This window comes from Methylobacterium sp. UNCCL125, from assembly GCF_900116795.1.
Classification (GTDB): domain Bacteria; phylum Pseudomonadota; class Alphaproteobacteria; order Rhizobiales; family Beijerinckiaceae; genus Methylobacterium; species Methylobacterium fujisawaense.
In genome coordinates, this window is sequence record NZ_FPBW01000031.1 from 1 (window position 1) to 12,031 (window position 12,031).

12 protein-coding genes and 1 pseudogene are annotated in these 12,031 nt (G+C 69.5%); 10 read left to right on the forward strand and 3 right to left on the reverse strand.

Annotation, left to right across the window (positions count from 1 at the left end; translation table 11 throughout):
* A partial coding sequence (locus tag BM396_RS25715) for an OmpP1/FadL family transporter (protein ID WP_244538956.1) occupies positions 1-413 on the reverse strand: 413 nt, incomplete at its 3' end.
* A gap of 821 nt (positions 414-1,234) precedes the next feature.
* On the opposite strand from BM396_RS25715, the gene BM396_RS25720 reads away from it, so the two are divergent.
* From BM396_RS25720 to BM396_RS25745, 6 genes are all read left to right on the forward strand, one after another.
* Positions 1,235-1,651: a MerR family transcriptional regulator gene (locus tag BM396_RS25720; protein WP_078947327.1), complete on the forward strand. Its 417-nt coding sequence runs from the start codon at positions 1,235-1,237 to the stop codon at positions 1,649-1,651.
* Between the two features lie 196 nt (positions 1,652-1,847).
* Positions 1,848-2,984 (forward strand): thiolase family protein, encoded by a 1,137-nt coding sequence (locus BM396_RS25725; RefSeq protein ID WP_043385847.1) that lies wholly within the window; start codon positions 1,848-1,850, stop codon positions 2,982-2,984.
* The gene (locus BM396_RS25730; protein WP_043385844.1) at positions 2,984-5,305 is read left to right on the forward strand and encodes a 3-hydroxyacyl-CoA dehydrogenase/enoyl-CoA hydratase family protein; all 2,322 of its coding nucleotides are present in this window, start codon (positions 2,984-2,986) and stop codon (positions 5,303-5,305) included. Before BM396_RS25725 ends, BM396_RS25730 begins: the two co-directional genes overlap by 1 nt.
* Before the next feature lie 5 nt (positions 5,306-5,310).
* Positions 5,311-7,101 (forward strand): acyl-CoA dehydrogenase C-terminal domain-containing protein, encoded by a 1,791-nt coding sequence (locus BM396_RS25735; RefSeq protein WP_043385841.1) that lies wholly within the window; start codon positions 5,311-5,313, stop codon positions 7,099-7,101.
* Positions 7,102-7,150: 49 nt separating this feature from the next.
* Positions 7,151-7,459, forward strand: coding sequence for an SCP2 sterol-binding domain-containing protein (locus tag BM396_RS25740; RefSeq protein WP_051044774.1), 309 nt, complete (start codon positions 7,151-7,153; stop codon positions 7,457-7,459).
* A gap of 344 nt (positions 7,460-7,803) precedes the next feature.
* Entirely contained in the window at positions 7,804-8,343 is a 540-nt protein-coding gene (locus tag BM396_RS25745; protein WP_085987645.1) for a fasciclin domain-containing protein, read from the forward strand.
* 91 nt (positions 8,344-8,434) lie between these two features.
* Here BM396_RS25745 and BM396_RS25750 read toward each other — a convergent pair whose 3' ends face one another.
* Positions 8,435-9,130: an anti-sigma factor gene (locus BM396_RS25750; protein WP_043385838.1), complete on the reverse strand. Its 696-nt coding sequence runs from the start codon at positions 9,128-9,130 to the stop codon at positions 8,435-8,437.
* Positions 9,127-9,678 (reverse strand): sigma-70 family RNA polymerase sigma factor, encoded by a 552-nt coding sequence (locus tag BM396_RS25755; RefSeq protein WP_081948727.1) that lies wholly within the window; start codon positions 9,676-9,678, stop codon positions 9,127-9,129. The genes BM396_RS25750 and BM396_RS25755 overlap by 4 nt, the downstream gene beginning before the upstream one ends.
* Before the next feature lie 421 nt (positions 9,679-10,099).
* On the opposite strand from BM396_RS25755, the gene BM396_RS25760 reads away from it, so the two are divergent.
* The 4 genes and pseudogenes from BM396_RS25760 to BM396_RS25775 all read left to right on the forward strand — a co-directional run bounded on the left by BM396_RS25760 (position 10,100) and on the right by BM396_RS25775 (position 12,001).
* Positions 10,100-10,753 (forward strand): peroxiredoxin, encoded by a 654-nt coding sequence (locus BM396_RS25760; RefSeq protein ID WP_043385835.1) that lies wholly within the window; start codon positions 10,100-10,102, stop codon positions 10,751-10,753.
* Positions 10,753-11,025 (forward strand): annotated as a pseudogene (locus BM396_RS25765) (metalloregulator ArsR/SmtB family transcription factor); the annotation flags it as partial. The gene BM396_RS25760 and the pseudogene BM396_RS25765, both read left to right, overlap by 1 nt.
* Positions 11,026-11,138: 113 nt before the next feature.
* Positions 11,139-11,558 carry a YeeE/YedE family protein gene (locus BM396_RS25770; protein ID WP_043385829.1) on the forward strand — a complete coding sequence of 140 codons (420 nt, stop codon included), beginning with the start codon at positions 11,139-11,141 and terminating at the stop codon, positions 11,556-11,558.
* On the forward strand, positions 11,555-12,001 hold the full coding sequence (locus tag BM396_RS25775) for a YeeE/YedE family protein (protein ID WP_043385825.1): 447 nt from the start codon (positions 11,555-11,557) through the stop codon (positions 11,999-12,001). The genes BM396_RS25770 and BM396_RS25775 overlap by 4 nt, the downstream gene beginning before the upstream one ends.
* The last annotated feature ends 30 nt before the right edge of the window (positions 12,002-12,031 follow it).

The following is a 12,031-nucleotide window of genomic DNA, read 5'->3' on the forward strand; positions in this document are numbered from 1 at the left end:
GGCTTGGTCACGAGCCCGAAGGGCGCGCCGGTCGAGAGGCCGAGCCACAGGCGGTCGTTCAGCTGGTACGAGGTCGCGCCCGCCGGCACGAGGGCGCCCTGACCGAGCTCGCCCGAGCCGCCCAGCCGCGCGAAGCCCGAATTGGTGCCCGGCGCCGGGCGGATCTCCGAGGACAGGCCGATATAGGTGAAGTTCTGCTCCGCGACGAAGCCCGGGTTCATCGTGATGGTCGCGGGGTTCCAGAACATCGACGACACGCCGCCCGATCCCGAGGCCGCACCCGCAAACGCCAGCCCCTGCGCCTGCGTGCTCTGCTCCCGCAGACCGAACGCCCCAGCCTGAACCTCGGCAATCGTGGCGACAGACGCACAGAGTGACGCCGTTCCGGCGGCCACCAGAAACCGAAATCTCATCACGATCCTCCCCAAGGTTTACCGCGCATCCACTTCCGGTTTCGGGCGGATGTCATGTTTTCTGAGTTTTGTGCCGCCAGAACCATCGGCGACACCGACACTTTGCGCGGCCGCCACTATCACGATACTGCCGGTACGCGCAGGCATTACCCCTTCCCAATAGGTCAGGACGCTGCCGAAAGCGGCAAGAAAATGCAAGCGCGAAGCGGTGCGCTGATGAACTCCGGCGTCCGGCCGGCGCAGGGAAGGCGCTGGTGTGACAAATCGGTTTCACGCCGCGACGCGGAGGCGCTGGATGGCGAGCGGCGGACCGCGTCGAGGACGCCGATGGGCCGCCTTGTACGGCACAGGGCTTCGGGTGCGGCGGCGCGAATACAAAGCTTCGCCGAGTGTCACAGCGGCCCTCGCGACATCGTCTAACCCGCTTGCGACCGGCTGACGCTTTGGGATAGAAGCTAACCTATACGTCAATCCTGGCCCGGCCAATCACGCACGCTCCGCGAGAGAGCGAGGCCGGTGAAGGGAGGGGAAGGTGGGAACCCAGCAGGGCATAAGGAAATGGGCCGGCGAAGCCGACGCTCAGGGTCCGCGCCATCGACGGACGCTTTGCGACGACGCTCCGGAGACGCTTCCGGCGATGGGCGATCGAGATCCGCACGACCCTGCCCAAGACCGGGGTCGGCAGGCTGTCGGAGACGGAGCGCGTGGCGGACGAGCGCCGGCGGGCCGATGCGGGGCCCATCAACATCCGAGTATCGGCACGACGTTGACCGCTCGCGCGCACCGGGAATACGGTGAATTCTCCGAAGAGAAGGTCACCTGTGTCCGATACGCTGTACACCGTGACCCAGCTCGCCAAGGACCTGGGGGTGACGGCGAGAACGGTCCGCTTCTACGAGGACAAGGGTCTCCTGACGCCTCAGCGGGCCGGGAACACGCGGGTCTATACGCATCGCGACCGGGCGCGACTGATCCTGATCCTGCGCGGCAAGCGGCTCGGGTTCTCACTGCGCGAGATCAAGGAATATCTCGACCTCTACGACGCCGATCCGACCCAGCAGGAACAGCTGCGCGCCCTGCTGAAGCGGATCCAGACCCGGATCGGCAGCCTCGTCGATCAGGAGCAAGCCCTCGTCGAGACGCTGGCCGAGCTGCGCGCCATCGAGCAGCAGGCCCAGGACGCCCTCGCGGCTCTGGCCTCATCCGAGGCGCCGGCGAAATCACGCCGCGCCCGCTAGGGCATACCGCGTCGTCAGGGCGACCGGTTCCGCGGGCCGAGGCCGCGCGGCCGGAATCGGCCCGCGCGTCTCACAATCGCCTTCCCCGTTCTCGTGCGTGCTCCCACGCCGGACTTGTGCGCGCCGGGTCAGGGCACGTCCGGGTCGGCGGGCCGCCCGTGTCGCAGATCCTTCGTGATCGTTCCGAGAGGACAGCATGACCAACGCGGTTATCGTGGGCTACGCCCGCTCGCCCTTCACCCTCGCCAAGAAGGGCGCCCTGGCCCGGGTCCGCCCCGACGACCTCGCCGCGCAGGTCGTGCGCCGGCTCGTCGCCGAGGCCGGCATCTCGTCGAACATCATCGAGGACCTGATCGTCGGCTGTGCCTTCCCGGAGGGCGAGCAGGGGTTCAACGTGGCCCGCCTGATCGGCATGCTGGCCGATCTCGATCTCAGCGTCGGCGGCGTCACGGTGAACCGCTTCTGCGGCTCCTCGATGCAGTCGGTGCACATCGCCGCCGGGCAGATCCAGCTCGGCGCCGGCGAGGCCTTCATCTGCGCGGGCGTGGAGAGCATGAGCCGCGTGCCGATGATGGGCTTCAACCCGATGCCCAACCCCGCGCTCCATGCAGCGCACCCTGGTGCCTACATGGGCATGGGCGACACCGCCGAGAACGTGGCGCGCCGCTGGCAGATCAGCCGGGCCGACCAGGAGGCCTTCGCGGTGACGAGCCACCGCAAGGCCGCCGCGGCCCAGGCCGCCGGACGGCTCGCCGCCGAGATCGTCCCGATCGCCACGAAGGCCGGCACGGTCGAGACGGACGGCTGCATCCGGCCGGAGGCCAGCGCCGAGGGGCTCGCCGCCCTCAAGCCCGCCTTCCAGCAGGACGGCAGCGTCACGGCCGGCACCTCGTCGCCGCTGACGGACGGTGCCTCGGCGGTCCTCGTCTGCAGCGAGGCCTATGCCCACCGCCACGGGCTGAGGCCGCTCGCCCGGATCGCCGCGATCGGCGTCTCGGGCTGCGAGCCGGAGATCATGGGCATCGGTCCGGTGGCCGCGTCCCGGAAGGCGCTGGCCCGCGCCGGCATCGCCGTCGACGCGGTGGGCGTCGTCGAGCTGAACGAGGCCTTCGCCAGCCAAGCGCTCGCCTGCATCCGGGAACTCGGCCTGCGCTCGGAGACGGTCAATATCGACGGCGGCGCGATCGCGCTCGGCCATCCGCTCGGTGCGACGGGGGCGCGCATCGTCGGCAAGGCAGCGGCGCTGCTCGACCGCGAGGGCGCCCGCTTCGCGCTGGCGACCCAGTGCATCGGCGGCGGCCAGGGCATCGCCACCCTTCTGGAGCGTGTCTGATGAGCGGGATCCGCAAAGTCGCCGTCATCGGCGCCGGAGTGATGGGCTCCGGCATCGCCGCCCATGTGGCCAATGCCGGAGTGCCGGTCCTGCTCATGGACATCGTGCCGGAGGGCGCAACCGACCGGAACGGTCTTGCGGCGGCTGCCATCGCCCGGATGCTCAAGACCGAGCCGGCGGCGTTCATGACCCCGCGGGCTGCCAAGCGCGTCGAGGCCTGCAACGTCGAGGACCATCTCGGCCGCCTCGCCGAAGTCGACTGGATCATCGAGGTGGTCATCGAGCGCCTCGACGCGAAGCGGGCGCTCTATCGGCGGATCGACGCCGTGCGCCGGCCCGGCACGGCGGTCTCGTCGAACACCTCGACGATCCCGCTCGATGCGCTGGTCGACGGCATGCCCGAATCCTTCCGGCGCGACTTCCTGATCACCCACTTCTTCAACCCGCCGCGCTACATGCGGCTGCTCGAACTGGTGACCGGCCCGCAGACCGATCCGGCCCTCGCCGAGACGGTCGCCGACTTCGCCGACCGCCGGCTCGGCAAGAGCGTCGTGCGCTGCAAGGATCGGCCGGGCTTCATCGCCAACCGCCTGGGCATCACGTGGATCCAGAACGCCATCGCGGCCGCCGACGACCTCGGCGTCCCGGTCGAGGAGGCCGACGCCATCATGGGACGCCCCTTCGGCATCCCGAAGACCGGCGTGTTCGGCCTCGTCGATCTCGTCGGCCTCGACCTGATCCCGCACACCACCGCGAGCCTGCGCGCGGCGTTGCCGCCGGAGGACGCCTTCCACGACTCCTATCGCGAGATGCCGCTCGTCAGCCGGCTGATCGCCGCGGGCTTCACCGGGCGTAAGGGCAAGGGCGGATTTTACCGCCTGAACCGCACGGGCGGGCAGAAGACCAAGGAGGCCATCGATCTCGCGAGCGGCGCCTACCGGCCCACCCGGAAGGCGGACCTGCCGGAGCTGAAGGACGCGAAAGGCCCCCGCGCGGTACTCGACCTGCCCGGCCGGGCGGGCGCCTACGCGTGGCGCGTCATCGGCGCGACCCTGTCGTACGCCGCCGGGCTCGTCGGCGAGGCGAGCGACGACGTCGCGGCGATCGATGAGGCGATGCGCCTCGGCTACAATTGGACATGGGGACCGTTCGAGCTGATCGACCGGATCGGCGGCGCCTACTTGGCCGATCGCCTCGCCCGCGACGGTCGGCCGGTCCCGCCGCTCCTCGCGGGTCTCGACGGCCGCAGCTTCTACCGGGTCGAGAACGGCCGCCGGCAGGTGCTCCAGCCCGGGGGCGGCTACCGCGACATCATCCGACCCGACGGCGTGCTGCGGCTCGCAGACATCAAGCTCGGCCGAGAGCCGCTCCTGACGAACGGCACGGCGGCCCTGTGGGATATCGGCGACGGCGTGGTGTGCTTCGAGTTCACGTCGCAGAGCAACGCCCTGGACGAGCAGGTCATGATCCTGCTCGGCAAGACGATCAAGCTCGTGAAGGACCGCTACAAGGCGCTGGTCGTCTACAACGAGGGCACGAACTTCTCGGTCGGCGCCAATCTCGGGCTGGCCCTGTTCGCCGCCAATATCGCGGCGTGGGGGGAGATCGAGAAGCTGGTCCGTCTCGGCCAGCAGACCTATCGGCAGCTCAAATACGCGCCGTTTCCGGTGGTGAGCGCACCCTCCGGCATGGCGCTCGGCGGCGGCTGCGAGATCCTGCTGCACAGCGATGCCGTCCAGGCCCATGCGGAGAGCTATATCGGCCTCGTGGAGTGCGGCGTCGGCCTCGTGCCGGCCTGGGGCGGCTGCACGGAGATGCTGGGCCGCTGGCAGGCCTCCAGTACGCTGCCGAAGGGGCCGATGCCGGCCGTCGCCAGGGTGTTCGAGACGGTCTCGACCGCAACCGTGGCGAAGTCGGCCGAGGAGGCGCGGGACCTCCTGTTCCTGCGCCCGGACGACGGCATCACCATGAATCGCGACCGGCTTCTCGCCGATGCCAAGGCCAGGGCGCTGTCCCTGGTCGCAGACTATGCGCCGCCGAAGCCCGTGCCTCTGACCCTGCCGGGTTCCGCGGGCGGCCTCGCCCTGCGCATGGCCGCCGAGGGCTTCGCGCGGCGCGGCATCGCCACGAAGCACGATCTCGTGGTGGCGGGCGAACTCGCCTCCGTCCTGTCCGGAGGAGAGGCCGACATCCTCGATACCCTGGATGAGGATGCCATCTTGGAACTCGAGCGCGACAGCTTCATGCGCCTCGTCCGCACCGAGGCAACCCTCGACCGGTTCGAGAGCGTGCTCGAGACCGGCCGGCCGGTGAGGAACTGACGATCATGCAGACCTACAAGGCCCCGCTGCGCGACATGCGCTTCGTGCTCCACGAACTGCACGCCGATCCGGGTTCCGAGCCGCTGCCCGGCCTGGAGGAGATCACGCCCGACGTCGCCGACGCCATCCTCGAGGAGGCGGCGAAGTTCTGCACCGAGCGGCTCCTGCCGCTCAACGCCTCCGGCGACGCGGAGGGCTGCCGCCTGGAGAACGGCGTCGTCCGGACGCCGAAGGGTTTTCCCGAGGCCTACGCGGCGTTCCGCGCGGGCGGTTGGACCGCGATGGGCTCCGACCCCGCCTATGGGGGCCAGGGCCTGCCGGAGACGATCAACAAGCTCGTCGAGGAGATGATCTGCTCGACCAACCTGTCCTTCGGGCTCTATCCGGGCTTGAGCCACGGTGCCTACAAGGCGATCGCCGGTCATGCGTCGGAGGCGCTGAAGGCGGCTTATCTGCCCAAGATCGTCGACGGCACGTGGTCGGGCACCATGTGCCTGACCGAGGCCCATTGCGGCACGGATCTCGGCCTGCTGCGGACCCGCGCGGTGCCGCAGGACGACGGCTGCTACCGGATCACCGGCTCGAAGATCTTCATCTCGGCGGGCGATCACGACCTCACCGAGAACATCGTGCACCTCGTCCTCGCGCGGCTGCCCGATGCCCCCAAGGGCGTGAAGGGCATAAGCCTGTTCCTGGTGCCGAAATTCCTGCCCGCGCCGGACGGGACGCCGGGGGCGCGCAACGGCGTCACCTGCAGCGCCCTCGAGCATAAGATGGGCATCAAGGCCTCGGCCACCTGCCAGCTCTCCTTCGACGACGCCCTCGGCTGGCTCGTCGGCGAGCCGCACAAGGGCATGCGCGCGATGTTCACGATGATGAACAGCGAGCGCCTGTCGGTGGGAATCCAGGGGCTGGGCGCCGGCGAGGCGGCCTACCAGGGCGCCGTCGCCTATGCCCGCGAGCGCCTGCAGGGGCGCGCACTCTCCGGTGCCAAGCGGCCGGACCTGGCCGCAGACCCGATCATCGTACATCCGGACGTGCGGCGCATGCTGATGACGATCCGCGCCTACAACGAGGGCGCCCGGGCGCTCGGCGGCTGGGTCGCCCGGAGCCTCGACGTGATGGAGCGCCATCCCGATCCGGCCGAACGGCGGCGGGCGGAGGATTTCTCGGCCCTGATGACGCCGGTGGTGAAGGCGCTGTTCACCGATCTCGGCTTCGAGGCGGCCAGCATCGGCCTGCAGGTCTACGGCGGCCACGGCTTCATCCGAGACCACGGCATGGAGCAGTATGTCCGCGATGCCCGGATCTCGATGATCTACGAGGGCACCAACGGCGTGCAGGCCCTCGACCTCGTCGGCCGCAAGCTCCCGGCCCATGCCGGCCGGCTGCTGCGCGGCTTCTTCCACCCGGTCCTCGCCTTCCTCGACGCGGCGCTGGAGGACGATGCCCTGGCGCCCCTCGCCCTGCCCGTGTCCAAGGCGTTCGGTGCGCTCCAGCTCGCCACCGCCCACATCGCGCAACGGGGCCTCAAGGATCCGGACGAGGCCGGTGCCGCCGCGACCGATTACCTGCGGCTGTTCGGCCTGGTGGCGCTCGGCTTCATGTGGGTGCGCGCCGCCAAGGTGGCGCAGGCGGCGCTGGCCGACGGAACGCCGGAGCGGGACTTCTATGAGGCCAAGCTCGCCACCGCCCGCTTCTTCATCGAGCGCATCCTGCCCCAGGTGGCCGGCCTGCTGGCGGCGATCAAGTCCGGCAAGGGCGCGATGATGGCCCTCGACGAGGCGATGTTCTGACCGCCCCGGACCTCCGGGGAATCCTCATGCGACTGATGGAGTGGAACGGATGGCGGATCTCGGCTTGCTGGTCGACTCGATCGAGGAACGGTCGGGGGCCTTGAGCGCGCTCGGATATCGGGTGCGGTTCGACCTCACCGATGGCGGCGGCATCCTGCTCGACGCCACCGGCGGCACGGTCGCCGTGTCGATCGCCGAAGAGGGCGAGGCCGATGCCGTGATGCGCTTGAGTTCCGACAATCTGCTCAAGCTCGTGGAGGGCCGGCTCAGCCCGATGATGGCCTTCTCGACCGGCCGCCTGAAGGTGCAGGGCTCGCAGGGCGTGGCGCTGAAGCTCGCCGGTCTGCTCGATCAGTAGCCGTTCCTGCGGGTGCGCCCCCCTCATCCGCACCCGGCCATCGCGGGAGGCGCCACCGGAGGATCCGCGAGACCGTCCGAAGAATGAGCCGTGGCGGTGCAGGTGCCCGCCGTTTGGGTCGCGGTGGCGACATCGAGACCCGCGTGAAGGCCGGCGGCTCCGGGGGCCCATCGCCGACACGACGATGGCCATGCTCCCATTAAGGGGGAGCGCCGCCGAGCCGACCGGCGCCGGTCTGCGACCGCTACGAAACTTTCCGTCCGGCGCCCCCGTAAGGGCGGGTGCTACCCCTGCGTCGGGGTCGGATGGAAGGAAAAACGATGCCCACAGCGAACAGCCACCGCATGAAGGCGCTTGCTCTGGCCCTCGCGCTCGGTCTCGGAGCGAGCAGCGCAGCCTACGCCAAGAACCCGATGGTCGGCGGCGCGCCGATGTACGCCCAGAAGACCATCGTCGAGAACGCGGTCAATTCAAAGGATCACACCACGCTGGTCGCCGCCGTGAAGGCCGCCGGCCTGGTCGACACGCTGAACGGTCCGGGTCCGTTCACGGTGTTCGCCCCCACGAACGCCGCCTTCGCCAAGCTGCCGCCGGGCACGGTGGAGAACCTCGTCCAGCCGCAGAACAAGGCGACGCTGACGAAGATCCTGACCTACCACGTGGTCCCGGGTGTCTACACCGCCAAGGATCTGATGGCGCTCGCCAAGAAGGGCGGCGGACAGGGCACGCTCACCACGGTGGCGGGCGAGCCTCTCGCCGTCGAAGTGCAGGGCAAGAAGGTCTATGTGACCGACGTGAAGGGCAACACCGCTACGGTGACCATTCCGAACGTCATGCAATCGAACGGCGTCATCCACGTCGTCAATGCGGTGCTGATGCCCTGATCCACCCGGACGGTCCGGCGTCGGCGGCCCTGATCCGGCTGCCGACGCCGATTTCTCGCAAACGTTGACCGCTGCGGCTGCCGAGATCGCGTCAGTCCGCGATGAGTTTGCCGGTGTAGACCACCGGACCGGTCGGCTGGCCGGTGGGCGAGCCGCCGGGCGGCTCCACCGAGACCGCGATCACGCCATCCGGAGCGGCCCCCGCCGGCAGCCTCATCTGGCTCACCGCCGTGCCGACAAGGCCGAGCGGCCGCGGCCCCTGGGCACCGACATACCACACTTCCAGGCTTCGATCCGCGGGTGCCTCGGCGCTGACGGGCCTCACCATTGCGACGCCGGTGCGTGTGTCGACGCGCACGATCAGCGCCGGGAGCGTACCCCCGCCCTGCACCACGGCCAGATAGCGGCCATCCGACGGCCTCTGCCAGGTTCCGAGCGTCAGGACCAAAGCGAGGCCAGCCGCCAGCAGCCCGGCCCCGCCCGCGGCAACCCGCCACCGCCGAAGCTGGGAGCGCAGGGCTTCGATTTGATGCAACTCCGCGCGTCCCGCCGCCGGAAGCCTCCGCAAGAGTGCAGCGCGGACATGCAGCGGCGGTGTCTCGACGGGGATCACCATCGCGAGCGGGCCGAGGCGGCGTTCCCAAGCCTGGATCCGTGCCCGTGCGACCGGATCGCGCGCGGCCTCGCCCTCCATGGCCGCACGCTCCTGCGCGTCGAGCGTTCCGAGGACGTACTCGGCCGCACGCAGATCGGGATCGTCGGGGTCTGGCGCCCTCGTACCGCTCACGACACCGTCTCCAGGCAGGTCTTCAAGGCGGCGAGCGCCCGGTGGAGCCAGGTCTTGATCGTGTTCACGGGACGATCGAACCGTGCGGCCAGTTCCTCACGCGAGCGCCCCTCACAATAGGCCAGCACGACGCAATCCCGGTGCGACGGTTCGAGTCGGCCGAGACATGCCACGAGGGCATTGCGGTCTTGAAACGCGCCCGCCTCGTCGTGCGGATCGATCAGCAGGTCCACCCAATCCTCGCCGCTGTCCAATTCCGGCCCCTGCACCTCCGCCTTCCGGCGTACGCTATCGATGGCGCGGTTCCGTGCGATGGTAATAAGCCAGGGCAGCGGCGGCCCGGCTTCCGGCCGATAGCTGCCCGCTGCCTGCCAGATCCGCATGTAGACGTCCTGGAGTACGTCCTCGGCCAAGCCGCGGTCGCGTTGGATACGCAGGATCAGCCCGTAAAGTTTCGGGCTTGAGACATCGTAGAGTTCAGCGAGCCGGTCCGCCTCACCTCGAGCGATTCCTGCAAGCAGCCGGCGCAGCGTGGCGTCGTCGGCCAACATGGGCCCCCGCATAGTTCGAGGCGCCTGCCATCGGACGCCCTCCCGGATGATGCTCTTAGACCAAGCCTCGGGACTCTGACGATCCCCCTCGCATGCGGCCGGAGGGGGCGCCACAGACGGACGATCCGGCCGCCGGTCCAAGTCACAGGGCGTCGGCGTGCTTGTTCGCCCGCTGCCGGCGTGGCCACCCAGGGGCGGAGAGATATCGATCTTCGCTGAAGGCCGGTTCGCGGCGCAAATTCGCGCAAGCCTCGAATCGTCCCAAGACGCGGCGCGTGACACTGAGCCATGGCCCTCCCGGCATCGCCCGTGCGTCAATCCATATTTCGCGTTGTCTGAAGCACTGATCCATATAAAATCGAGATTGACCGGTTCGACTCATCAACGATCAGAGCCGCGCCTCCCCTCAGGTCGCTTCATGGCTATCGATATCGACAGCGGCGTCACCGCTGTGCCTCACCCCGCCGGCCCGCCCATTATCGGGGACGGCGCACCGAACTTCCGGGCCCGCACCACGATGGGCCCGCGCACGCTGTCGTCCTATCGGGGCCGCTGGCTGGTGTTCTTCTCGCATCCCGCGGACTTCACGCCGGTCTGCACCAGCGAGTTCGTGGCTTTCGCCCGGGCCCACGAGGCGTTCCAGGCCCTGGATTGCGACCTCCTCGCCCTCTCCGTCGACAGCCTGTCGTCGCACCTGGCGTGGCAACAGAGCATCGAGCAGCGTTTCGGTGTGCGGATGCCGTTCCCGATCGTCGAGGATCCGGCCATGGGCATCGCCCGTGCCTATGGCATGCTGCCGGCGGGAGCGGCGTCGAGCGCCACGGTACGCACCACGTTCGTCATCGATCCGGAGGGGATCGTGCGCGCCCTCGTGACCTACCCGCTGACGGTAGGGCGCAGCGTCGCCGAGATCCTGCGGCTTGTGAGGGCGCTTCAGGCCTCCGACGCGGCCGACGTCTCGACGCCCGAGGGATGGCAACCGGGCGAGCCGGTGCTGGCGAATCCACCGATGACGAGCGAAGAGATCGGCGGCTGCGGGACCGACTGGTATTACAGGTTGGAAAGCGTCTGATGGCACCCGGCACGGACGAGACCAAGGCGAGCGCGGCCGCCGAGTTGCTCAAGCTCGTCGCAAACCCCAACCGGCTGCGCATCCTCTACCTGCTGACGGACGGCGAGCGCTCGGTTTCGGAGATCGAGCAGCGCCTCGGCATCCGTCAGCCGACCCTGTCGCAGCAGCTCGGCGAATTGCGCAACGCCGGGACCGTCACCACACGGCGCGCGCACAAGGTCGTATTCTACAGCCTGACGGAGGCCCGCACGCGTGCGCTCCTCGATGCAATCGAGGATATCTTGATCGTCAACCGGCCGCAGCGGCGCCTGGCGGCGCGCGGCCCCGACGCGCGAGAACGGGCCCTCGGGCAGGCCGCGATGTTCGGCCAGATCGGAGACGCGCCATGAATGCCTTTCTCGCCCCCCTCGCCGGTGGTGCCCTGATCGGCGCCTCGGCGGCCCTGCTGCTCCTCGCCAATGGCCGCATCGCGGGGATCAGCGGCATCGTCGGCGGATTGCTCGGCCCGGCCTCTCGGGATTGGGCTTGGCGGGTGGCCTTTCTCGTGGGGCTCTTCGCCGGCCCTGCCCTGTTCAGAGCGACGGCGGGCCATTGGCCGCAAATCCGCATCGATGCCTCCTGGCCGATGCTCGTCGGGGCCGGGCTTCTGGTCGGGTTCGGGACGCGTCTGGGGTCGGGGTGCACCAGCGGCCACGGGGTCTGCGGCCTCGCGCGGCTCTCGCCGCGTTCCCTCGCAGCGGTCGCGACGTTCATGGCCGCCGCGATCATCACCGTCTTCCTCGTTCGGCACGGCCTGGTCCGATGAACACCCCGCGCCTCCTCGCAGCCTTCGCGAGCGGCCTGCTCTTCGGAGCGGGGCTCGCCCTTTCGGGCATGATGGACCCCGCACGCGTGCTGGGCTTCCTCGATGTCGCGGGGGCCTGGGATCCCAGCCTCGCCTTCGTCCTGGCCGGGGCCGTCGGCGTCTCGGCCCTCGGCTACGCGGTCAAGGCCCGGATGCCCCGGCCTGCCCTCGCGGACCGGTTCGAGATACCGGCGAACCGGAGCGTCGATGCCCGCCTGCTCGGGGGCGCCGTCCTGTTCGGAATCGGCTGGGGACTCGCCGGCTTCTGCCCCGGCCCGGCCCTGGCCGGTCTAACACTCGGCCTGCCGGAGGTCGCGCTGTTCGTTGCGGCCATGCTCGCGGGGATGCTGCTCTTTCGGTTCACCGCCCCGCGCTCGACGGGACCGATCACGGTGAGCCGCTGAGGGCGGAGGCGCCAGCCCGTAGGCGGGCAC